The organism is Natrinema pellirubrum DSM 15624 (assembly GCF_000230735.2).
Classification (GTDB): domain Archaea; phylum Halobacteriota; class Halobacteria; order Halobacteriales; family Natrialbaceae; genus Natrinema; species Natrinema pellirubrum.
On the sequence record NC_019962.1, the window covers coordinates 690,222 to 711,732 of the forward strand.

20 protein-coding genes and 2 pseudogenes are annotated in these 21,511 nt (G+C 65.7%); 13 read left to right on the forward strand and 9 right to left on the reverse strand.

Features of this window, described 5'->3' with window-relative positions:
- Positions 1-230: 230 nt before the first annotated feature.
- Positions 231-437, reverse strand: coding sequence for a DUF7534 family protein (locus NATPE_RS03415; RefSeq protein ID WP_006181497.1), 207 nt, complete (start codon positions 435-437; stop codon positions 231-233).
- A 244-nt stretch (positions 438-681) separates the two neighbouring features.
- On the opposite strand from NATPE_RS03415, the gene NATPE_RS03420 reads away from it, so the two are divergent.
- From NATPE_RS03420 to mutL, 3 genes are all read left to right on the forward strand, one after another.
- Positions 682-1,482: an SDR family NAD(P)-dependent oxidoreductase gene (locus NATPE_RS03420; RefSeq protein WP_006181496.1), complete on the forward strand. Its 801-nt coding sequence runs from the start codon at positions 682-684 to the stop codon at positions 1,480-1,482.
- A 111-nt stretch (positions 1,483-1,593) separates the two neighbouring features.
- Entirely contained in the window at positions 1,594-2,496 is a 903-nt protein-coding gene (locus NATPE_RS03425) for a hypothetical protein (RefSeq protein ID WP_015298738.1), read from the forward strand.
- 135 nt (positions 2,497-2,631) lie between these two features.
- Positions 2,632-4,806 (forward strand): DNA mismatch repair endonuclease MutL, encoded by a 2,175-nt coding sequence (gene mutL, locus NATPE_RS03430; protein WP_006181494.1) that lies wholly within the window; start codon positions 2,632-2,634, stop codon positions 4,804-4,806.
- A 9-nt stretch (positions 4,807-4,815) separates the two neighbouring features.
- On the opposite strand, the gene NATPE_RS03435 is transcribed toward mutL, so the two are convergent.
- The gene (locus tag NATPE_RS03435; RefSeq protein ID WP_006181493.1) at positions 4,816-6,111 is read right to left on the reverse strand and encodes an MFS transporter; all 1,296 of its coding nucleotides are present in this window, start codon (positions 6,109-6,111) and stop codon (positions 4,816-4,818) included.
- A 126-nt stretch (positions 6,112-6,237) separates the two neighbouring features.
- Here NATPE_RS03435 and NATPE_RS03440 point away from each other — a divergent pair, with 126 nt between their 5' ends.
- Complete coding sequence (locus tag NATPE_RS03440; protein WP_006181492.1) at positions 6,238-7,179, forward strand: DUF7351 domain-containing protein; 942 nt, start codon at positions 6,238-6,240, stop codon at positions 7,177-7,179.
- A 14-nt stretch (positions 7,180-7,193) separates the two neighbouring features.
- On the opposite strand, the pseudogene NATPE_RS03445 reads toward NATPE_RS03440, so the two are convergent.
- Positions 7,194-8,589, reverse strand: a pseudogene (locus tag NATPE_RS03445) (MFS transporter).
- Positions 8,590-8,736: 147 nt separating this feature from the next.
- On the opposite strand from NATPE_RS03445, the gene rtcA reads away from it, so the two are divergent.
- From rtcA to NATPE_RS03470, 4 genes are all read left to right on the forward strand, one after another.
- Positions 8,737-9,792, forward strand: a complete 1,056-nt coding sequence (rtcA, locus tag NATPE_RS03450) for an RNA 3'-terminal phosphate cyclase (RefSeq protein WP_015298739.1) — start codon at positions 8,737-8,739, stop codon at positions 9,790-9,792.
- 558 nt (positions 9,793-10,350) lie between these two features.
- On the forward strand, positions 10,351-11,304 hold the full coding sequence (gene kdgK1 / locus NATPE_RS03460) for a bifunctional 2-dehydro-3-deoxygluconokinase/2-dehydro-3-deoxygalactonokinase (RefSeq protein WP_006181489.1): 954 nt from the start codon (positions 10,351-10,353) through the stop codon (positions 11,302-11,304).
- Between the two features lie 105 nt (positions 11,305-11,409).
- Positions 11,410-11,961, forward strand: a complete 552-nt coding sequence (locus NATPE_RS03465) for a GNAT family N-acetyltransferase (protein ID WP_006181488.1) — start codon at positions 11,410-11,412, stop codon at positions 11,959-11,961.
- 56 nt (positions 11,962-12,017) lie between these two features.
- A complete protein-coding gene (locus tag NATPE_RS03470; RefSeq protein WP_006181487.1) occupies positions 12,018-12,797 on the forward strand; it encodes an alpha/beta fold hydrolase in 780 nt (259 codons plus the stop codon).
- Positions 12,798-13,018: 221 nt separating this feature from the next.
- Here the strand turns inward: NATPE_RS03470 and NATPE_RS03475 are convergent.
- Both NATPE_RS03475 and NATPE_RS22105 read right to left on the reverse strand, forming a co-directional pair.
- Positions 13,019-13,342: pseudogene (locus tag NATPE_RS03475) on the reverse strand (RNB domain-containing ribonuclease); the annotation flags it as partial.
- 180 nt (positions 13,343-13,522) lie between these two features.
- A complete protein-coding gene (locus NATPE_RS22105; RefSeq protein ID WP_015298740.1) occupies positions 13,523-14,464 on the reverse strand; it encodes a hypothetical protein in 942 nt (313 codons plus the stop codon).
- A gap of 359 nt (positions 14,465-14,823) precedes the next feature.
- Here NATPE_RS22105 and NATPE_RS03480 point away from each other — a divergent pair, with 359 nt between their 5' ends.
- Positions 14,824-15,111 carry a hypothetical protein gene (locus NATPE_RS03480; protein WP_006181485.1) on the forward strand — a complete coding sequence of 96 codons (288 nt, stop codon included), beginning with the start codon at positions 14,824-14,826 and terminating at the stop codon, positions 15,109-15,111.
- A 193-nt stretch (positions 15,112-15,304) separates the two neighbouring features.
- Here NATPE_RS03480 and NATPE_RS03485 read toward each other — a convergent pair whose 3' ends face one another.
- Positions 15,305-16,603, reverse strand: a complete 1,299-nt coding sequence (locus NATPE_RS03485) for an RNB domain-containing ribonuclease (protein ID WP_006181484.1) — start codon at positions 16,601-16,603, stop codon at positions 15,305-15,307.
- Between the two features lie 100 nt (positions 16,604-16,703).
- A complete protein-coding gene (locus NATPE_RS03490) occupies positions 16,704-17,597 on the reverse strand; it encodes an alpha/beta fold hydrolase (RefSeq protein ID WP_006181483.1) in 894 nt (297 codons plus the stop codon).
- An 85-nt stretch (positions 17,598-17,682) separates the two neighbouring features.
- Between NATPE_RS03490 and NATPE_RS03495 the strand changes: the two genes are divergently transcribed.
- Positions 17,683-18,327, forward strand: a complete 645-nt coding sequence (locus NATPE_RS03495) for a helix-turn-helix domain-containing protein (protein WP_015298741.1) — start codon at positions 17,683-17,685, stop codon at positions 18,325-18,327.
- Positions 18,328-18,350: 23 nt separating this feature from the next.
- Here NATPE_RS03495 and NATPE_RS03500 read toward each other — a convergent pair whose 3' ends face one another.
- Entirely contained in the window at positions 18,351-18,644 is a 294-nt protein-coding gene (locus tag NATPE_RS03500; protein WP_006181481.1) for a DUF7562 family protein, read from the reverse strand.
- A 113-nt stretch (positions 18,645-18,757) separates the two neighbouring features.
- Here NATPE_RS03500 and NATPE_RS03505 point away from each other — a divergent pair, with 113 nt between their 5' ends.
- Together NATPE_RS03505 and NATPE_RS03510 are read left to right on the forward strand one after the other, a co-directional pair.
- Entirely contained in the window at positions 18,758-19,237 is a 480-nt protein-coding gene (locus NATPE_RS03505) for an RNA-binding protein (protein ID WP_006181480.1), read from the forward strand.
- Positions 19,238-19,404: 167 nt separating this feature from the next.
- The gene (locus NATPE_RS03510) at positions 19,405-19,854 is read left to right on the forward strand and encodes a CBS domain-containing protein (RefSeq protein ID WP_006181479.1); all 450 of its coding nucleotides are present in this window, start codon (positions 19,405-19,407) and stop codon (positions 19,852-19,854) included.
- A gap of 28 nt (positions 19,855-19,882) precedes the next feature.
- On the opposite strand, the gene NATPE_RS03515 is transcribed toward NATPE_RS03510, so the two are convergent.
- Entirely contained in the window at positions 19,883-20,647 is a 765-nt protein-coding gene (locus tag NATPE_RS03515) for a DUF1028 domain-containing protein (protein WP_006181478.1), read from the reverse strand.
- Positions 20,648-20,861: 214 nt separating this feature from the next.
- Between NATPE_RS03515 and NATPE_RS03520 the strand changes: the two genes are divergently transcribed.
- Positions 20,862-21,224: a cell division protein SepF gene (locus tag NATPE_RS03520; RefSeq protein ID WP_006181477.1), complete on the forward strand. Its 363-nt coding sequence runs from the start codon at positions 20,862-20,864 to the stop codon at positions 21,222-21,224.
- The last annotated feature ends 287 nt before the right edge of the window (positions 21,225-21,511 follow it).

Sequence of the window (21,511 nt, forward strand, 5' to 3'; positions counted from 1 at the left end):
ACAAAATAAAACCGACCCCGATAAGTAACACTTCCAGCGGGAGAATAAGGTAAAGCAGCAGTACAAGGTTGCTAAGCAAAAGTACGATAATCAGATTGAGGCGGAAGATGATCGATCTATTATTCATTGACTGATTGTTTTAACTATTTCACCATATATTTTGTCTGTACTGCTTGCCTGCCCTGAATTGGAGTGTTCTCCGGCTCCGGCGGAGGAACGCGAACCGGAAACTACTGGTGGCCGTCCCGTTCGAACGCCTTGAACGCGTCCGTGTACGATCGCAGGACCGCCAGGAGCAGCGCGAGCAGCAGGAGCGGGGCGGCGTACACGAACTGGGCGTACGGATCCGGCGGTGACACGACCGCCGGGAGGAGGATCGCGATAGCGCCGAAGACGGCCAAGGTCCGGACGAATCGACGATGCGGAGACGAACTCATACCGACGCGTTTCGGACCGACGATATAAATTTCACTAGTGAGTCGACAGAACGGTTAGCGTAACTCCGTTCCGTGGTAGTGCCGGCGTCGCGTTCCGTCCGATCGAGGGGCAACGCAGTTCGCCGAGATCCCGCCAGTCGCGACAGTCACGGTGGTCGATAACCGTCGGTACCGCACGACCGAACGACGGCGAGGCCGTCGGCGATCGGTAGAACTTTGAGACACTGGGGCACTCGGTAGCACGATGCACGAAGCAGACTTCGACGTGGCGGGGAAGACCGCCATCGTCACCGGCGCGAGTCAGGGGATCGGCGAATCGATCGCGAAGACGCTGGCCGCAGGCGGCGCGGACGTCGCCATTTGTTCGCGGTCGATGGACCGTGTCGGTCCGGTGGCCGACGAGATCAACGACGCCGACGACGCGGCCCAGGCGCTCGCGGTCGAGTGCAACGTCCGCGAGCGCGAGCAGGTTCAAAATCTCGTCGACGAGACGGTCGCGGAGTTCGGCGACGTCGACATCCTGATCAACAACGCCGGCGGCGAGTTCGTCGCGCCCTTCGAGGACATCTCCGCGAACGGCTGGGAGACCATCGTCGACCTCAACCTCAATAGCACCGTCCACTGCACGCAACTCGCCGGCGAGGTCATGCGCGAGGGCGACGGCGGGGTCATCATCAACATGTCCAGCGTCAACGGCCAGCACGCCGCGCCCGGCGAGAGCCACTACGGCGCGTCCAAGGCGGCGATCATTCGCCTCACTGAGACACTCGCAGTCGAGTGGGCCGAGGACGGCATCCGCGTCAACTGCATCGCGCCCGGGCTCATCCAGACGCCCGGCGTCGCCGAGACGCTCGGCATCGACAGCGAGGACATGCCGCCCCGCGAGGAGACCGACCGCCGCATCGGCTACGGCGAGGACATCGCCGACGTCGCACAGTTCCTCGCCAGCCCCGCCGCCGCCTTCATGAACGGCGAGACCGTGACGGTCAAAGGCGTCCCGCGAGCCGGTAACTCGATGTCGCAGGACCTCGGCCTCGAGGACTGACGGCGTCCGACGCTGACCCCGTCTTCGTTCCGTTCGTCGCCGTCGGATCAGCCGGGTCACGCTGACGACGGACGGGTAACGAATATGTCGGGCGGCTACCAAATGTGGCCGATGGCGACTCCTTCGAACCCCGGCATCGACGTGGTTGCAGCCGTCGGCCTGTACGTCGCGGCGGTCGCAGTCGGCCTCGTCGCGCTCGGTGGGGTCGCCACGGGGGCCTCGAGCGACGCTCTCGTAGCGCTGGTTCCGACCGCGTTCACCACCGGCTTGCTCTGTGGGGTCGTCGTTGCGCGCGTCACCGCCGACGCCGTGGTCCGACTCGGTGCCTGGCGGTGGCGGACCGTCGCTTGTTGGGCGCCCGCGTCGCTCGTCGCGGGCGGTGCCGTCGTCCTCTCGGCGACTGGCGCGGTCTCACGGGGCTGGCGACTGCTACTGCTCGGCGGCGCGTCGGTCGCGGTCGTCCTGTCGGGCTGGCTGCTGTCGCGGACGACGCGCGACGCTTACGTCGGCGCGGCGATCGACGACCGCGACGACATGCTCGTCGACTGGACGTGGTATCAATCCGGGACCCACGCGTTCCTGACCGCCATCGGACTCGCCCTGTTCGGGGTCGGAACGGCGGCCTCGCTCGCCGTCGGCACGCTCTCATATCGGTTCCTCCTCCCCTCGATCGTACTGGTCGTCCTCGGGTGGGCACCGACGCTCTCGGTCCCGACTCCTGGCGGCGACGACCTGACGCTGTTCTCGGTCACCGGGCTCGAAGGTGCCCGCGCCGACGTCCGCGCCTATCCCGACGGCATCGTCGTCGAGCCCCGACTGATCCCGTCGTACAGGTGGTTCGTCCCGTGGGACCGGATCGTCGGCGTGCGAACGACCGCGGATCGACTCGTCTTCGAGCGCCGGTGGCGACCGGCCGTTCGCTGTGATCGGTCGGCGATCGAGGACGCCGAGGCCGTTCGCGACGCGATCGAGCGGGCGCGGCGGGGGACGGTCGATTCCCAAACCACAATTTAACGCCGTTCGAACGCGAGCCAAAACCATGAACGGACCGCGGACGAGGACCGATGGGAGCGCACCCGGTTCCCCATCGAGTGCGCACGACGGGGACGAACGCCGACGGTACCGACGCCGCCGTACTCGAATCCAGCAATGACTACCGACCCACCCCAGGACGACACCGAGATCCGCCAGTTAGACGAGGACACCGTCGCCCGGATCGCCGCCGGCGAGGTCGTCGAGCGACCAGCCAGCGCGGTGAAGGAACTCGTCGAGAACAGCTTAGACGCCGACGCCGACAGCGTCGACGTCACCGTCGAGGCGGGCGGCACCGATCTGATCCGGGTCGCCGACGACGGCCGCGGGATGAGCGAGGCCGACCTCCGGGCGGCCGTCCGCGAACACACGACCAGCAAGATCGACGGCCTCGAGGACCTCGAATCCGGCGTCGCCACCCTCGGATTCCGCGGCGAGGCCCTCCACACGATCGGCTCGGTCTCGCGAATGACCATCCGCTCGTGGCCCCGCGGGAGCGAGGGTGCGGGGACGGAACTCGTCTACGAGGGCGGCGACGTGACCAGCGTCGAGCCGACGGGCTGTCCCGAGGGGACGACGGTCGAAATCGAAGACCTGTTCTACAACACCCCCGCTCGGCGGAAGTTCCTCAAGACGACCGCGACGGAGTTCTCCCACGTCAACCGCGTCGTCACGCGCTACGCGCTCGCAAATCCGGACGTGGCCGTCTCGCTGACCCACGACGGCCGCGAGGTGTTCTCGACGACGGGACAGGGCGACCTGCAGGCCGCCGTCCTCGCAGTCTACGGCCGCGAGGTCGCCTCCTCGATGATCCCCGTCGAAGCCGACGGCGACGACCTCCCGCCGGGCCCCCTCGAGTCCGTCTCGGGGCTCGTTTCCCATCCGGAGACCAACCGCTCGAGCCGGGACTACCTCGCGACCTACGTCAACGGTCGCGCCGTCACGGCCGACGCCGTCCGCGAGGGGATCATGGGGGCCTACGGGACGCAACTGGGTGGGGACCGCTACCCGTTCGTCACCCTCTTTCTCGAGGTTCCGGGCGAAGCGGTCGACGTCAACGTCCACCCGCGCAAGCGGGAGGTCCGTTTCGACGACGACGACGCGGTCCGCCGGCAGGTCGATGCCGCCGTCGAATCGGCGTTGCTCGAACACGGCCTGCTTCGCTCGCGTGCCCCGCGCGGTCGGTCGGCCCCCGGCGAGGCGCGGGTCCGGCCCGACGCGCGCGGAACCGGAGCCGGGACCGATCCGGCCGCTGCCGGTGGCGAACCCGCGACGCTCGAGGACGGTGTCGAAACGGGGTCGTCGGCGAGCGACTCGAGTCCGACCGAACGCGATGAGGACGACGGCCCGGGCGAGCGGTCGTCGACCGACCGGGCCGCGGACGCGAGAACGGAAACGGACGCCAGCGACCCCGTCGCTGATTCGAGCCGCGCGGCCGGCGATCGGGCCGCGAGCGCCAGCTCGGACTCGAGCGGGTCGACCGCCGCCGATTCCGTCACCCACACGGAACCCGACGCCAGTGGTTCCACGGCCGACTCGAGCGCCCCCGATTCGCGCCGGAACCGCGACGCGAGTGCGGGTCGGGAACGGGGTCGCGACCGCGACGCCGACCGCAAATTCGACGCCGCGACCGAGCAGCGGACCCTGACCGGCGAGGCCGCGACGGGCGAGGAAACCGCGTTCGACTCGCTGCCCCCCCTGCGGGTGCTGGGACAGCTCCACGACACCTATCTGGTCTGTGAGACCGACGACGGGCTCGTCCTGATCGACCAACACGCCGCCGACGAGCGGGTCAACTACGAGCGCCTGCAGGCGGCCTTCGCCGACGATCCCACCGCACAGGCGCTGGCCGACCCCGTCGAACTCGAGTTGACCGCCGCCGAGGCCGAGGCCTTCGCGCAGTACAGCGACGCGCTCTCACGGCTGGGCTTTTACGCCGACCGGACCGACGACCGGACCGTCGCCGTGACGACCGTCCCCGCCGTCCTCGAGGAGACTCTCGAGCCCGATCGCCTGCGGGACGTGTTGGCCTCGTTCGTCGCGGGCGACAGCGAGGCGGGGGCCGAGACGGTCGACGCGTTGGCCGACGAGTTCCTCGGCGATCTCGCGTGCTATCCGTCGATTACCGGCAACACGTCGCTGACCGAAGGCTCGGTCGTCGACCTGCTCGAGGCGTTGGACGACTGCGAGAACCCCTACGCCTGCCCGCACGGCCGGCCCGTGATCGTCCGGTTCGACGAGGCCGAGATCGAGGATCGGTTCGAGCGGGACTATCCGGGCCACGGCGGCTGACGGAGAGGGTTAGCCGTCCGATGGTGCCCCCGGTGCGGCGTCGGCGAGCGGCGACGCGATGAGGTACCCGACGGCGGCGACCGCGAGGAAACCGCCACCGAGCGCGGCGACGGCCCCGGTCGGGGTCGCCCGGTCCGCGACGACGCCGGCCAGGGGCAGCAACGGCGCACGGACGAGCGCATTGCCCATCGAAACCCCGCTCAGGACGGTCGCCCGGCCGGCGTCGGGTATCCGGTCGTTGAGGAACTGTGCGACGAGTGGCTTCGAGAGCGCCTCGCTACCTTTCATACCGAAGAAGACCGGAACCGAGAGCAACGGGACGGCAAGCGGCAGGAGAAACGACGCGGCGACACAGATCGGGAGCCACCGGAGCGCGTGCCGGAGTCCGAACCGCCGACGGACGGCTTCGGCGTAGTAGCTGCCCACGGCGGCCACTGCCGCGAACCCCGCGTAGACGAACCCGAGCAGCGCCGCCGATCGGATTGCGATCCCGGCGACGGCGACGTTCTCGAGCGGCCCACCGACCTGTGCGCGGAGAACGTCGACCGTGATCGGCTGGACGTACGTGTCGGCCGCGTGTACGATGCCGAAAAACAGTGCGGCGTAGGCGACGAACGCCCGAATCGGGGGGACCGCGAGTCGCGCGGCGAGTACGGAGAGCGATTCGAAGACGCCGAGCCGCTCGTCCGTCTTCCCGGAGTTCGAGGCCGTCCCCTCGAACCGCAAATTTCGCGGCATGGCGAGGACGACCAACACGCCGGCCGCGTTGAGCAACGCCGAGGCGACGAAGGGAACGGTCGGGTGGACGACGTAGAGGAAGCCCCCGCCGATCATCGTGACGGCCGACGTCCATTGGTGGACGGCCCCGCCCCGGCCTCGTACGTGTGTGAACCGTCGCGATTCGGACGGTTCGTTCTCCACTCTGTCGCCGCCGAGCGCGTCGTAGAGCCACGCGTCGGCGGTCCCGCTCTGGAGCGCCATCGAGAGCGCCCAGAGTGCGTACAGTACCGCGAACTCGAGGAAGGCGTCGGCGACGACGAATCCCGCCGTCGAGGCGGCCATCGAGAGCATCCCCGCCCCGAGGACGAGGCGGCGGCCGTAGCGATCGGCGACGTATCCCGTCGGGACCTCCAGCGAGACGACCAGAACCGCGGAGATAGCACTCAACGTCCCGATCTGGGCGTAGGTGAGGCCGTTCCACAACAGAAAGAGGGTAAACACCGGCCAGATAAATCCGACCGAGTCTGCCATCCGGTACAGGTAGTAGGCGATCGCGACCGATCGCCCGCTGCGAACTCGAGACATCGTCGTCTCTCACGTGCGGGCGGGCTCGGAAATACGCTCCCGAACGCGAGTTTTAGTTGGGATAGTCACATTTCTATAGACACCGCGGCGGCAGGATTATTGCGGCGTCGGGACGACTCTCGAGGCATGGACGGCAATCGTACGGGACCGACACCGGACGGTCTCGCGCCCGCCGACGCCTTCTCCCTGCTCGGACACGACCTCCGGGTCGACATTCTGCGGGCACTTCTCGAGCGGAGTCGAACGGGGGACGAGTACCCCTCGTCGTTCTCGACGCTGCGCGAGCAAGTGGGCGCCGAGGTGAGCGCGCAGTTCAACTACCACCTCGGGAAGCTGACGGGGCACTTCGTCAGGCGGACGGACGACGGCTACGAACTCCGGTACGCGGGCTGGGCCGTGGCGACCTCGATTCTCGCGGGAACGTACAACCGGCGGGCCGCATTCGGCCCCGAAGGGATCGACGGCCGCTGTCCCCACTGTGGGACGGCGTCGCTCGTCGCGTCGTACCGCGAGGAGTGGCTCGTCGTCGAATGTACCGGCTGCGACGACCGACTCGTCAGGTACCCGTTTCCGCCGGGCGGGCTCGAGTCCCGCTCGTTACCGGACGTTCTCGAGGCGTTCGACCGACGCGTTCGGTCCCACGTGGCACTCGCCCGTGACGGGGTCTGTCCGGCCTGTACAGGGCCGATGGCGGTCGCGGTTTCGGCGGTGGTCGACGGGGACGCCAGTACCGGTTCCGACGGCACCGACGCGGACGCCGCGGACGGTCCGATCGCGACCTTCCGCTGTCGCCGGTGTGGCAATCGCATTCGACCGGAACCGGGGCTGGCCCTCCTCGGACACGAACGCGTCGTTCGGTTCGCCGCCGAGCGCGGCCGCTCGCTTTCGGCGACGCCGTTCTGGGAACTCGAGTGGTGCGTCTCCGGAGACGCCGCGTCGGTGACGGCGACGGATCCGTGGCGGTGTACGGTTTCGATCCCCATCGGGAACGAGTCCTTGCTGGTCACCGTCGACGACGAGTTCGTGGTCCGATCCGCGACGGTCGAGAGCGCCGAACCGGACCGGTAGCGGTACGCTCGGCTTTATTTGCCGGCGACGCCTCGACCGCCGTCGTCGCCGTCCGCCTTCCCGTCGGCCCGCTCCTCCGAGTCGGGGTCGGGGTTCTCGCCGCTCGAGGCGGGAGCATCGGTGAGAGTCGTCGTACGCCGCTTCTCGTGGTAGTAGAGCCAGCCCGTACAGACGAACGCGATCACGCCGGCGACGGTGGCGATCCCAAACGCGATCCGGTAGCCGGTCTCGGTGTAGACACGGACGCCGCCGACGAGGTCGCCGGTCCAGTAGGCGTCGAGCGCTCGCCCCATCAGGGTCGGGAAGATCGCCGCGCCGGTGAAGGCCGCGGCATTCGTCGCCCCCGTCGAAATCCCGCTCGCGCTGCTTGGGTGGCGTTCCTGAACGACCGAATACCCCAGCACGAACGCGCCGAGCATGATCCCCGCGAGCAGAAACACCGCGCCGACGACCGGGAGCGGCGGGTTCCCGACGACCGCGAGCAGGGCGAGACAGGCGGTGTAACACGCCCCGCCGACGACCATCAGTTCGATCCGCCGCTCGAGGCGGTCGGCCAGCCAGCCGACGACGGGCGGGCCGACCATCAGTCCGAGCCCGCCAAGCAGGGTCAGCGTGGAGGCTCTGGTCACCGTCACGTCGTAGGTCTGGACGACGTAGGGAACGCCCCACAGCCCGAACAGGGTGATGTTCACGCCGGTCGAACAGAACAGCATGACGCTGATGACCCAGAGCCAGCGGTCCCGGAGGACGGCGGCGAGATGCGATTTGAGCTGGGCGTTCGTCAGCACCTCCTGTCCGGGGACGCCCTCGAGCGGCTCGAAGCCTGCGGCGCTCGGGGAGTTTCGGACGAGAGCGAAGGCGACGCCAGTCATCGCGAGGCCGAGGACGCCGAGCCCGGCGACCGTCGACCGCCAGCCGAAACGGCCGACGGCGAGCGCGAGCGGCGTCGTCGCGAAGACGCCGCCGAAGCCCGCGACGGCGAAGGTCGCGCCGCTCATCGTCGCGAACTCGTCGGTACGGTACCAGTTCGCACAGAATCGGAGGACGCAGACGAAGATCACGCTCCCCCCGAGGCCGATCAGCCCGCGGGCCAGCGTCGCCGCGAGATAGCCCTCAGCGACGGAAAACCAGACGACGCCGACGTTCATTCACGATCGCGCCGCCGGTGGCCGTCAGTCGGGGCCCGATCCGGTCGGCCAGCAGGCCCGACGGGATCTGCATCGCCGCGTAGACCCAGAAGAAGACGGCGTGGAGCGTCCCCAGCTGTGCCCCGGTCGTCCCGAACGCGGCCATCAGGTCCTCCGAGAGAACCGCCGTCGAGAGCCGGCTGACGTTGACCAGCAAGAAGAGGACGCTCAGGATCGCCCACAGGAGCCACCGACGCCGAAGCGGATCGTGCCAGAGTCCCATGCACTGGGACTCCCCCGCGGAGCATGGAAAAGCTTCACAAACCGGAACCGACGGAACCGGTTGACGAACGCCGGTCCGAAACACGAGTCGATCTCGAGCCGGCCCGAAGCCGCCACCGGTAGGTACCTCGAGTCCGCAGTCGACTCCATGACGACTCCGCGCGAACTCGACGGCGCGAACGCCGGCGGCCAGTTCGTCCGGACCGCGCTCGCGCTGTCGGTCCGCACGAACGAGCCGGTTCGCCTCGAGAACGTCCGCGGCGACCGGCCGACGCCCGGGCTTCGCCACCAGCATCTGGCGGTCCTCGAGACGCTGGCCGAGGTCTGTGACGCCGACGTTTCGGGCGCGGAACTCGGCGCGGAGACCGTCGCGTTCGACCCCGGACTCGAGGGCCATGGCGGACTCGAGGGCGGCGAGTACGCCGTCGATATCGGAACCGCCGGCAGCGCGACGCTGCTTTGCAATGCACTCTTGCCGCTGGCGACGGCCCTCGAGTCGCCGCTGTCGGTCACGGTCACCGGCGGGACGGACGTGGCGTGGTCGCCGCCGCTTGATTACCTGCGGTGCGTGAAACTCCCGCTTCTCCGGCGGTTCGGCCTCGAGGCCGCCTGCGACGTCGACCGTCGCGGGTTCTACCCCGACGGCGGCGGCGAGGTTACGCTTCGGCTCGAGCCGTCCGCTCTCGAGCCGATCACCCTCGACGAGCGGGGGTCGCTCGAGGCCCTGCAGCTCTACTCGACCGAGTCGGAATCGCTTGCCGACCGCGACGTCGCTCACCGACAGGTCGAGGGGGCGCTCGAGCGGCTCGATCGAGACGACCTCGAACTCACAACGCGGCGCGAAATCGCCGTGGACAGTCCGTCCCCGGGCTCCGCGCTGGTGATCCGCGTCGATCACGGGACCGGGATCGCCGGCTTCTCGGCGCTCGGTGAGCGCGGGAAACCGGCCGAGCGGGTCGGCGAAGACGCAGCCGACGACGCGAACCGGTTCCTCGCGGGGGCGGCCCCCGTCGATCGACACATGGCCGACCAACTGCTTGGCTTCCTCGCGCTCGCGGGCGGCCGGCTACGGATTCCGTCCGTGACCGACCACGTCGAAACCCGGTGTGAGCTGCTCGAGGCGTTCGGGGCCGAAATCGACCGCGAGGGCGACGGCGAGACAGCGGTCGTAACGGTCGCGTCGCCGCTGACCGAGGGGCAATAGTTTCTGGGGTTACCGCGGTTCTCGGTTCAGCAGTCCCGCCAGCACGATCAGCAGGCCGATCACGAGGACACCACCTCCCGTGACTGCGAGCGCGAACGCCGGGGCTGTGGGCTCGACGCCTGCGTCCGCGAGCGGGAGCGTCCCAAGTACCTCAGGAGTCGGCTACCCGCGCTGGCGACGAGGACGAATGCGATAGCGAGCCCCAGGAAGAGAAGCTGGTAGTCGAACCATGTTTTGAGCCCGTCTGCGGACACCATCCACAAACATGTTACTACGGCAACTGTATAGCCTTTTGGCCGGCCCGAAACGGCGGTCTCGAGTGCCACCCGGGCTCCGATCGAACGTCGCCGACCGCGGAACCCGCTGTGGCATGTGCCGGAGCGGTGGGGGAGACACGTCCCTGATCGGTACGATTCGGACCCACGCCTGGCATCGGCCCGATCGAGCGTGATTCTGGGTTGACAGACCGCCATAACTTATATCAACGCCGTTCGTTGGCTGGAGTATGACCGAGGGACACACCGACCGTCGCGGCCGTACAACTCGGGGGGTCGACCGGTGAGCGACATCGTCACCTTCGGTGAGACGATGCTCCGGCTCTCGCCGCCGGGGAACGAGCGACTCGAGAACGCCGACGAGTTCGAGGTCCGGGCCGCCGGGGCCGAGAGCAACGTCGCCATCGCGGCCGACCGGCTCGGCGCGTCGGCGACCTGGCTGTCGAAGGTGCCCGAGACGCCGCTGGGTCGCCGGGTCGTCAGCGAACTCCGGGGCCACGGCATCGAGACCGATGTGACCTGGAGCCACCGTGGCCGACAGGGAACCTACTACCTCGAGCACGCCGGCAAACCCCGCGGGACGAACGTGATCTACGATCGGGAGAACACGGCGGTTTCGACGGCGAAGATCCGCGATATCGACATCGACAAGATTCAGAACGCGCGGGTCTTTTTCACGACCGGGATCACGCCGGCGCTCTCCTCGACGCTGCGGGACACGACGCTCAAGTTGCTCAAAGCGGCCCGAAAGGGCGGGACGACCACCGCCTTCGACTTCAACTACCGTCGCAAGCTCTGGTCGCCCGACGAGGCTCGAGAGACGCTGACCAAGCTGTTCCCCGGCATCGACGTCCTCGTGATCGCCGCCCGCGACGCGCGAACAGTCCTCGGATTCGAGGGCGACCCGCGACAGTTGGCACACAAACTCGGCTCGCAATACGATTTCACGACCGTCGTCGTCACCCGCGGCGAAGAGGGTGCGCTCGGCTGGCACGACAGCGTCGTCCACGACCACGCGGCCTACGAGACCGACACCGTCGATCCCATCGGTACCGGCGACGCCTTCACGGGTGCGTTCATCGCCCGTCGACTCGACGGCGACAACGTCCCAACCGCCCTCGAGTACGCCGCCGCGACGGCCTCGCTCAAACGGACTATCCCCGGTGACGTCGCGCTGGTCACCGCCGACGAGGTCGAGGCCGTCGTCAAAGAGCAGGATCGGGACATCTCACGGTAGTCGGTTGGTAACTGTTCGCTCGGTCCGAAGTCACGGCGCGGCGACCGTAACGAACAGCTGGGGGTCGGGCCTCGCTTTTTATCGACCGCTGTCCTACCTCCGGCCGTGAGTCGAACCGTTCGTCCGGCGACGGTCGACGACGTCTGGGTCGTCCACGGGATCGCACGCGAGAGTTGGCACGCCGCCTACGACGACATCCTCGGCCCCCAGCGGGTCGATACCGTCGTCGACGAGTGGTACGCGCTCGGCGACCTCGAGTCGTCGATCGCGGCGGCGACGGACCGTGAGGATGCCGCCTTTCTCGTGGCCGAAGGATCGACCGACGGCGGCGAGGACGGGACCGGGACGGGCGCTGACTGCCACGGGTTCGCCCACGCGGTCCCGTGGCCGGAGGACACCTCCGTGGCGTTTCTCGCCCGCCTCTACGTCCACCCAGCCGTCTGGAGCGAGGGCGTCGGCACCGCCCTGCTCGAGGCGCTCGAAACCGCCCTCGAGGGGACCGCCGAACGGCTCCGACTGGCGGTACTAGCCGCCAACGACGTCGGGATCGCCTTCTACGAATCGCGGGGGTTCGATCGCGTCCGGACCCGCCCCTCGGACCTGGGCGACGGCCTCGAGGAACACGTCTACGAGCGGCGGTTTACCGACGCCGACTGAGTCGATCGCTCGCCGGGTGCCAAACAGTTACGTTGCCGACACTGTATTGTTATCTCATGCCAACCGGCGAGACGTTCGATTCGGACGGCATTCGTATCGCGTACGACGATCTCCACCCCGAGGGCGACGGGGACGCTCCGCCGGTCGTCCTCGTCCACGGCTTCGCCTCGAGCCGCGGCGAGAACTGGCGCGATCGGGAGTGGTACGAGACGCTACTCGAGGACGGGCGCCGCGTCATCGCGATGGACTGCCGGGGCCACGGCGAGAGCGAGAAACCCCACGACCCAGCGGCCTACGAGACGGACGTGATGGCCGCTGACGTGGCCCGACTGCTCGATCACCTCGGGATCGAGCAGGCCGATTTCCTGGGGTACTCGATGGGGGGCCGGATCGGCACCGAGGCGCTGTACCGCCATCCGGAGCGGTTCAACGCGGCCGTGCTGGCCGGGATCGGCGCGGCGACGAGGGAGCCCAGCGACGCCGGCGACCGGATCGCCGACGGCCTGCTGGCCGACGACCCCGACGACGTCACCGACCCGCTCGGGAAGCGGTTTCGCGTCTTCGCCGAGACGGCGGACAATGACCTCGAGGCGCTGGCGGCCTGTGCCCGGACCCGAACCGCGCCCGCCGACTGGGACGACATCTCGGGGGTCGACCACCCCGTGGTGATCGTGGCCGGTTTGGATGACGATATTACGTGCGATCCGGAACCGCTCGCGGACGGCTTTTCGAACGGCGAGGCCGTCGTCATCGACGGGAAAGACCACCTGACGACCGTTCCGGACGAGCGGTTTACCGAGGCGGTACTGGGCTTCCTCGAGCGAGAAGGATTGTAGCGTCTCGTTCGTACAGGGGTGGCTGTTAGTCCGATTGTGTAGCGGTGACTGATAACTCGAGTACGTTGCTCACACTGGCAACAGGGAATCGCCACACCCTCCCCAGCCGATTCGCTCACTCACTCCGTTCGCTCGCTCATCCCTCGCACGGCTTTGGATCGCGGTTCCCTATACGGTCACCGTGAGCCAGCGCGCGCCACTGCATGCGGAAACATCGCCCGCTATAGCATTTTCTCCGCTTCCTCGTCGTCCACGATTTCGATCCCGCGGTTGTTGACCGCCACCGGGTCGAGGCCGACCTTCTGCAGGAAGTCCTTGTACTCGCGCTCGCACTGCTCGGCGTCTTTCTGCTTGTCGCTGGCCCAATGACAGAGTTCGATCAGGTTCTCCGGGATGCCGTTCTGGTAGACGATCCGGTGATTGATCAGGTCGCTGAGTCGGCGGATCGGGCTGGTAAAGCGGCCGTAGATCTCGAAGTTCAGCGCGTGGTGGCCGCCGAACGGGTCGTTCATGTACTTTGCGCGGGACATCACCTTCATCATGGATCTTGATGAGTTGGCGACCGAGGGCGTCCGTGCGTACGGAAGAGATCACGCCGACATCGAACAGCTACTCCTGACTGTATCGGTCCCGAACAATATTCTTTCCAAATACTACAAAAATACAAAATAGGGGGAGTAATGCGAAACGTTCCGGTTTGATCTACTAACCAATATTATTTTATATTAAACAGTATCTCCATTTAACCTCGTTTCTACATGATTGAATCTCCCATTCGAAGATGCGACGACATCAGTGAAAATGTAATCATTTTTTACTTTTGTGAACCCACCAGATAGCAATACATGTCTACCGAATTTGCCTTCCGCTTCTGAATGGAAGTACTGGCCATCTGCATAAACCGTATTGTCAGGTCCTTGGGATATGCCTTCGTATGTCCAATTTGCAACAGTGAATCTCTTACCATCGCCAAAGACGTCCGCATCTATGCTACGGACATCTGGTGGCCAGTCCTCGTTTCCTTCCCAACTAACTTCGTGGGTCCATTCCGCGATTTCTTTTTCCGTTTTAAAACAGCTTCCATCGGGGAGGCAAGCTTCTATACCTGTTTTTGGGGAGACTGATGTACTATCCTCAAAGTAGGAATAGTCATCCTCAGCCGAGGCGCTGGCTTGAACCACCTGCTTATCTGTGTCCCCGCCCTCCACATTCATTCTACCATTGTGATCAATCGGTCCAACTGAATCCGAAATAGGTTGATCCTGAGGAACAGCAGTGAGTTCTATGTTAGCTACGATCTCAGCTATTGCTTCAAATTGACGTTCTGTTAACTCCTCCTCCAAAATATTCCTTCGCTTATCTATCTTGTTTTTATATTCTTGTCGTGCTAACCCTACGCTGTGCTTATTCTGTAGATCTCCTTTGACTTTACTATCCGATGCTAGAGAAGTCATCACAAATTTCGCCGCTTGATCTTTCTTCTTTGGATCAAAGTCCAGATCTAGTTCATCATCAATTGACTGCGGAACATCTGAGTCTGACGTGGCTCCTGTTGTTGCTGGGATGGATGCAAGGGCACCAGTTGTGGCGACTCCTTTTACCATGCTTCGTCGAGTAATTGAACGAGGCGTGCCACGCTTACCATTTCTCTGCTTTCCGTCAACCATTGTCTCCGTCAACTGATCGAATCTCTTTTGTATTAAATTTATTGGGGGTAATCAGACATAGAAACCACTTCAGTATAGTTATTTAACCCCTTCTATTAAATTAATGATATTTATTTATAATATATATTATATATTTATAGTACCTATAGTATGGGTTAGTAACGATATTCCAGAACACATAGACAGAGCGGCACGCTTTGATGAGCGGCTACAAGGAGATAGTGGAAACAGTAGGAGAATTTTGTAAAGGTCTTATTAATTTGACCTCCGAGGCAAAGTAGCAACACAGTTCTGAGATGACGATTGCAAAGCATATTTCCTAGCAAAATTTTATAGCCACAGATGAGTTTAACACGGGTATGAGCTCTGAGGAGAAAATGGCTACCGATGGTGGTGCAGCCCCTGGTATCGACCAGGAAGAACTCTATACTACCGTCTATTCCGCAACGAAAGATGCGATGCTAGCGACGGTTGCCACAGTTGTGTACTTGGGACTTGCAGCGTTCTTCGTCTTCGGTGGTGTGGACCTCGCGCTTTCTAACTCGGGGACATCCAGTCTCATCTGGGGAATAAGCGTAAGTGTGATTGGATTTGGCATCGCTGCGGAGGCCACGGGTGTCACATCCCTGTTGAGCCGCTTTCGGTGAAGAATGGAACACTCTTAGTACGTCCGTGGTGAGGTGTGGCACGCAGGAAGATACTTTGTCAGCAAATTTGCCGCGCGAGAGGGGAATCGCATGACAACCAGCCGAATCACACGCTGGCGTACCTGCTCCCCGGTACAATCGCACAGTACCGAACACGAGCGCTCACGAAGGCGGTTCTGACAACGAACGCTGGTCAGATCGTCTTGTCCGCTTGCTCGTCTTCAACGACTTCGATCCCGCGGTTGTTGACCGCCATCGGATCGAGGCCGACCTCCTGCAGGAAGTCCTTGTACTCGCGCTCGCACTGTTCGGCGTCTTTCTGCTTGTCGCTGGCGCGATCGCAGAGTTCGACGAGGTTCTCGGGGACGTCGTTCTGGTAGACGATCCAGTGGTTGATCAGGTCCGAGAGCCGCCGGATGGGGCTCGTGAAGTGGCCATAGATCTCGAAGTTCAGCGCGTGGTGGCCGCCGAAGGGGTCGTTCATATACCGCGCTCGAGGCATGACCTTCATCACCGCCCACTGGATCTTGTCCAGTTGGCGCTCGGGCGCGTCCTCGAGCGTCGCGTTGACGGCCTTTCGCGGGTCGTCCCACGTGCTGCCCGGGATCGAGACGCCGTCTAAGTCCTGAATCTCCCGCAGCGCTTCGGACCACTCGTCGGGGCTGGGCTGGGGGTGGACCCGGTACATGGCCGAGACGCCGCGGTTCCACATGAGTTCGTGCGTGACGGCCTTGTTGGCCTTCAGCATGCACTCCTCGATGATGGTGTGGGCGCGGTCGCGGGCCGGGTTCAGGACAAGCGAGCCGTCTTCCTTGCGCTGTTCGTGCATCTGCTCTGCGAGGTCGTAGACCAGCGCGTTCTCCTCGTGGAGGTCGGCTCCGGGCTCTTCGAGCCGGCTCTCGGCCTCGGCGTAGGTGAGCCGCTCGTCGGACTCGATGACGGACTTGTAGATCTCGATGTTCTCGTAGGTCAGGTTCTCCTTGTCGAGGTGCATCTCGACGGTGTGGGCCAGTCGGTCCTCGTTGGGAACCAGCGAGCAGACCGTCTCGGCCAGCACCGGCGGCAGCATGTGGACCGTGTAGCCGGGGAGATAGACCGTGTTGCCCCGTTCGACGGCCTCGTCCCACATCGCCGTCTCGGGGTTGACGTAGTGGGTCACGTCGGCGATGTGGACCCAGAGGACGTACTCGTCCTCGCGCTCTTCGATCGAGAGCGCGTCGTCGAAGTCTTGAGCGTCGATCGGGTCGGTCGTCCACGTCGTCAGATCCCGCAGGTCCTGTCGATCGTCGATCTCGTCCTCGATCTCGGCCGTCACGCCCTCCGTCCGGGCCTCGGCCTCGTCCAACACTTCCGGGGGGAACTCGTCGCGCAACTCGAACTTCTCGAATAAGTCCTCGCGCTTGTTCTCGAGATGGCGCGCGAGTTCCTCGGAGACCTCGACGGGACCCTGTCCTTCGACGGTCCCGGCTTCGGCCTGTGCGTCGTCACTCATGCCGAGGGCTACGCACGTAAGAGTGAAAGTCGTGTCGGGATCGTCCCCGGCTGCAAACCGCCGACCGGCCGGCGGGACGCGTCGGGCTCAGTCTCTCCGCTTATCGCTGGGACCGGACGATCCGCGACCGACTGCGAGCCAGTGCGGTCAGGTGGCCGGCGTCCTCGAGGACGGTCAGTTCGCCGTCAGGTACCCGCTCCCGAAGGCTGCGGGCCCCCTGAAGGGGTGCGTTCGCGTCGGCGTCGCCGTGCCAGAGCCGGACCGTGTGATCGATATCCGACAGCGAGAACCCCCACTCAGTCGCCACCAGCCGCGTCTCGGTGACGAACCCGTCCCGCTGTGTCCCGACTCCCTCGAGGAAGTCGCGTCGAACGCGCTCCGCCATTGCCGGCGGGATCTCGGCGCGCTCGGCCGCCGTGGTGTACTGCGAGAGGACGACCGCGGGCGGCGTCCGCGCAACGAGTCGCGTCTGAACGCCGAGTAACCCACTCAGCAGGCGGGGCGTCCGCCGCGCGAGCGATCCGAGTAGGCGCTGAACGGCGGGGAGATCGGCCGCGAGCGACGGCGGCGGCGCGCCGGAGACGATATCGATCTCCGTCACGAGGTCGCCCCGCGTCGCCGCGACCGCGAGCGCGTGGGGCCCGCCGCCCGAAAACGCGATGATTCCCGCTCGGGAGACGCCCTCGGCCTCGAGGACCGCAGCGACGGTCGCCCCGGTGTCGGTGACGTCCCGGTTGGGAACGGGCGACGAGCGTCCGTACCCCGGCCGGTCCGGGACGAGCAGGCGAACACCGTTTTCCCGCGCCTGGTCGTCGAACAGGGCACCGAAGCGCCGCGAGCCGGGCGTGCCGTGGAGAACCACGACCGGCGTCCCGTCGGGGTCACCGTAGTCGGCGTACGCGACCCGTCTCCCGTCGCTCCCCGTGACGATCGTCGGTGGATCCCCCTCCCGGCCGTCGTCTTCGGTCGGCGCATCCGATCGCGACTGTGTCATCGACCGAGCGTTGTCGCCCGATCCGGGAGTGACTTCTCCCGGACCTATGCGGTCTTTTAATAGCTCCCGGCGACATCGGCCGACGATGAGACGGGTTTCGTTCAGCGTGACGTTTCCGGACGGGGTCGCACACCCCCTCCATCGACTGCTCGTGGCGACGGACGGCGTATCGCGGGTGGAACTCCTGATGTGGGGGCCGATGGGGACCGTGACGACGCTGTTGTGGTGTGACGGCGGCCCGGCGGCGACCGCCGACCTGTTGGCCGCCGTCGAGAGCGTCACTGCGACCGAGTTCGTCGAGCGCGACGACGGGACGTACGCGTTCGTCCACCAGACGACCTACGAGTTCGAGACGGCGATCCTCACGCTCGTCGAGGACGCGCGGGTCGTGTTCCTGCCGCCGGTCACGTTTCACGACACCGGTGCGGTGGCGTTCGAGGCCGTCGGACGAGCCGACGCGCTGACCGACTTCTACGACGAACTGACCGACCTTGGCGAGGGAACGATCGAACGCGTCCGCGAGTTCGACCGCCGGGCGTCGGCGGCCGCACTGACCGACCGCCAGCGGGCCGCGCTCGAGGCCGCCGTTACCGTCGGTTACTACGACGTTCCACGGTCCGGCTCGGTCGCCGACGTTGCCGACGAACTGGACTGTGCCGGCAGTACGGCCGGCGAACTACTGCGGAAAGCGGAAGCGACGCTCGTAACGGACGCCATCGACACGGGGTAGCGCCGACCGGCGGCGACCGTCGCTTACGACTCCTCCTCGAGCGGCCCGTATCGCTCCTCGACCGCCGTCAGGTAGCTCGCGAGAAAGCCCGCCCGGTCCCGCCGCCCGGCCTCGATCTCGACCAGCAGGTCCTCGAGGTCGTCCCGCGGGTGATGACACAGCTCGCGGTGACAGGACTTACAGAGGTGTTCGAAGGTCTTGTCCGCGCGGTCCCAGCGATCCCCGTGTTTGTCGTACTCGCGGGCCTCGTCGCGCGGACACTCGGTGCCACAGGCGAGACAGGTGACGGTCTCGGTTCCCGACCGAGCGGGCCACATACGCGGTCCGACGGGGTGGACCCACTTAGCAATTGGTACGCCCCGCGGCGTCGCCCGGGGGCTCGAGGACCCGGAACGGGTCTTTTAACTCCGGACCGCTCGTTGGCCCGGACATGCAGGTCAAATCCCGACACCACCTCCGCAGCGACGCGGTCTCGGCCCTCGAGGACACCCTCGAGGCACAGCTGGGCGTCTCCCCCGAGGGCGACGCCTACGAGCGCGTCGAGTTCGAGGACACCGACTGGGAGGTCGTCCTCATCGACGGCGAGCCACAGGTTGCGTACTTCGACGAGGAACCGTTCCTGACAGTCCGGGGCGCTAACGCCTACGACCCCGACAAGCGACTCGTCACTGTCGACGCCGGCGCGGTTTCGTTCGTCAGCGACGGGGCCGACGTGATGCGGCCCGGAATCACCGAGGCCACCGACGACATCTCGCCGGACGATCTGGTCGTCATCGCGGAGGAGTCCCACGGCAAGGTTCTGGCCGTCGGCCGCGCCCGCGTCGACGGTACTGAGATGGCCGGCGACGAGGGGAAGGTCGTCGACTCGCTGCACCACGTCGGCGACGACCTCTACGAGTTCACCGGGTGAGCCGGTCGGGTCATGCGGCGACGAGAGCGCGCGTTTCCTCGTCGACCCAAAGCACTGCTACGAATCCGTTCAAATTCCTCGGTTAGTGTGCGATAGTGCTAGCAATATTAGGATCTAGAAGACGTATGTCCACAGACCCTATATAGTGTCGTGCGATATCATGCCCCATGATAGTGACGACGGTCGAAACGGTCGCACTCCGATCACCCCCGACGATCGCACCGACGACCCCGGTATCCGAAGCGGCGCGGCGACTCCGACGTCCGGGCGTGTCCGCGCTCCCGGTTCTCGAGGACGGTTCGCTCGTTGGTATCGTCACCGGGTCGGATATCGTCGCACTGGTCGCCGAAACTGACGCCCGGCCGGCCGTTCGGGAACTCATGTCGAGCCCCGTGACGACGATCGGCCCGGCTGCGACGCTGTCGGCGGCCGCCGAACGGATGCGAACCGCCGGGGTCAGACGGCTTCCCGTCGTGGCCGACGGTCGGTACCGCGGGCTGCTCGCCGCGCACACGTTGGCACCGTACCTCTCGCGGCATCGACTCGAGATCGAGTGGGACGACGAGCCGCTCCGGATCGATCGGTCGGCCGAGTCCGGTCTCACTGCGGGCGACTGAGTACCCACCGATCGCCCTCGACCGGCGCTCACTCGCCGCTTTCCGCGAGGTCGTCGGCCTCGTAGGCGTCCTCGTACCGGGCGAGGGTGTCCCGGTAGCCCCGGACCGCGAGGTCGTAGGTCTCCCGAAGGTCCGCGATCGGCGTCTCGGTCGCGTCGATCCGCAGATCGTTGTACGGCGGCTCGACGGGGTGTGACTCGGTCGTCTCGACGACGACCGCTGCGCTCTGGACCGACAGCTCCTCGCGTTTGTCTCCGCCCTCGCGGTCGCCGGCGGCGAGCGCGTCGATCAGCCGCTTCGCGAGCGGGTCGGTGTCGACGTCCGCAGTGACGGCGGCCGGACCGGTCGAGGGGTCCAGTTCGTCGCGAACGGCGGTCGCCTCGTAAGCCTCCGCGGCCGCCTCGAGGACCGCCGGGCCGGTCAACAGGTTGCCGGCGACGGTGTAGGTCTCGCCCTCGCGATGGCCGTACCAATCGCCACACTCCTCGCCGGAGAACGTAAACGTCGTCTCCCGATCGACCCCGTGGAGCTGTCGCTGGGGCGCGCCCTCGTCGGCGTTGAGCAGGGCCTCGAGGGCGTCGTCGACCGCTAGCCCGTCGTCGATGTAGGCGATCCCGCGCTCGCCGAGTTCGACGTTGACCAGACTCTGGGTCGCGACGGTACCGTGTTCGCTGACGAAGGGACAGAGCGTCCCGACGCCAGGGAGTCGCGTCGTGACCGCAACGCCGAATCGGTGGTGACGCTCCCCGGATTCGGTTTCGTAGGGCTCGTGAACGCAGATGCTAAACGTCATCGTTTGAATCGCTACGGTGAAGGAATTAAAAACCCACGGACGGCCCAATCGGGCCGCTCGCCGGTCCGACCGTCCACCCCACTGACCGCCGGGACGAACCGATCAAACCGTCCGACTGCCCCGACTGAACGACCGTAATCGACCGACGACGGTCCGGCTGTGACGACCGTGTCTGACGTAAGAACTATACAGACAGCGACGGACGCACACACCTATGGGATTGATGAGCAAAATTCTCGGCGGGAACCAGTCCCGCACCGTCGAGGACTACGCCGAACTGAACCTCGAGGACGTCGACGCGGGGTCGGCCGAGGCGACGATGCAGGTACACATCGCGGAGGTCGGCAGTCAGGCCGACGCGATCGACATCAAAGACGCCGTCTACGACGGCGACATCGTCATCGCGGATATCACGCGGCTCCGAACCGAGGACAGCACGGTCGAACACGTCATCGACGAACTGCGGCAGGTGGCCCAGGAGGTCGACGGCGACATCGTCCGAAAGGGCGACGATCAGATGATCATCACCCCGACGGGCGTCCGGATCAGCCGCGAGAAGCTCGGCCAGAACCTCTGAGCGACGAGCCCCACCGCGCCCGTGACGAATCGTCGAACACCCCTTCGTGGTCGGTATCGTCTCGCTGCTTTTCGGCACCGTCTTTCTGTTTGGCTCGAGGTCGGACTCTCGCTGTGGTACCCGTGGCGAACCGCCGATCGACCGAACGGACGCGTCGATGTCACGACCGGCGATTGGTCGGTCCAACCCGGCGATCCGTCCGAAAGAAGCAGGCATTTATGCCGGTTCCGGCGACGGAGCCGTCCGATGGCCACTCGAGCGAGAGGGCTCCCGAGTCGCGAGATCCA

Coding starts and splice junctions, on each gene's coding strand:
- NATPE_RS03415 (WP_006181497.1), bottom strand. CDS start 437: ATGAGTTCGTCTCCGCATCGTCGATTCGTCCGGACCTTGGCCGTCTTC.
- NATPE_RS03420 (WP_006181496.1), top strand. CDS start 682: ATGCACGAAGCAGACTTCGACGTGGCGGGGAAGACCGCCATCGTCACC.
- NATPE_RS03425 (WP_015298738.1), top strand. CDS start 1,594: ATGGCGACTCCTTCGAACCCCGGCATCGACGTGGTTGCAGCCGTCGGC.
- mutL (WP_006181494.1), top strand. CDS start 2,632: ATGACTACCGACCCACCCCAGGACGACACCGAGATCCGCCAGTTAGAC.
- NATPE_RS03435 (WP_006181493.1), bottom strand. CDS start 6,111: ATGTCTCGAGTTCGCAGCGGGCGATCGGTCGCGATCGCCTACTACCTG.
- NATPE_RS03440 (WP_006181492.1), top strand. CDS start 6,238: ATGGACGGCAATCGTACGGGACCGACACCGGACGGTCTCGCGCCCGCC.
- rtcA (WP_015298739.1), top strand. CDS start 8,737: ATGACGACTCCGCGCGAACTCGACGGCGCGAACGCCGGCGGCCAGTTC.
- NATPE_RS03470 (WP_006181487.1), top strand. CDS start 12,018: ATGCCAACCGGCGAGACGTTCGATTCGGACGGCATTCGTATCGCGTAC.
- NATPE_RS22105 (WP_015298740.1), bottom strand. CDS start 14,464: ATGGTTGACGGAAAGCAGAGAAATGGTAAGCGTGGCACGCCTCGTTCA.
- NATPE_RS03480 (WP_006181485.1), top strand. CDS start 14,824: ATGAGCTCTGAGGAGAAAATGGCTACCGATGGTGGTGCAGCCCCTGGT.
- NATPE_RS03485 (WP_006181484.1), bottom strand. CDS start 16,603: ATGAGTGACGACGCACAGGCCGAAGCCGGGACCGTCGAAGGACAGGGT.
- NATPE_RS03490 (WP_006181483.1), bottom strand. CDS start 17,597: ATGACACAGTCGCGATCGGATGCGCCGACCGAAGACGACGGCCGGGAG.
- NATPE_RS03495 (WP_015298741.1), top strand. CDS start 17,683: ATGAGACGGGTTTCGTTCAGCGTGACGTTTCCGGACGGGGTCGCACAC.
- NATPE_RS03500 (WP_006181481.1), bottom strand. CDS start 18,644: ATGTGGCCCGCTCGGTCGGGAACCGAGACCGTCACCTGTCTCGCCTGT.
- NATPE_RS03505 (WP_006181480.1), top strand. CDS start 18,758: ATGCAGGTCAAATCCCGACACCACCTCCGCAGCGACGCGGTCTCGGCC.
- NATPE_RS03510 (WP_006181479.1), top strand. CDS start 19,405: ATGATAGTGACGACGGTCGAAACGGTCGCACTCCGATCACCCCCGACG.
- NATPE_RS03515 (WP_006181478.1), bottom strand. CDS start 20,647: ATGACGTTTAGCATCTGCGTTCACGAGCCCTACGAAACCGAATCCGGG.
- NATPE_RS03520 (WP_006181477.1), top strand. CDS start 20,862: ATGGGATTGATGAGCAAAATTCTCGGCGGGAACCAGTCCCGCACCGTC.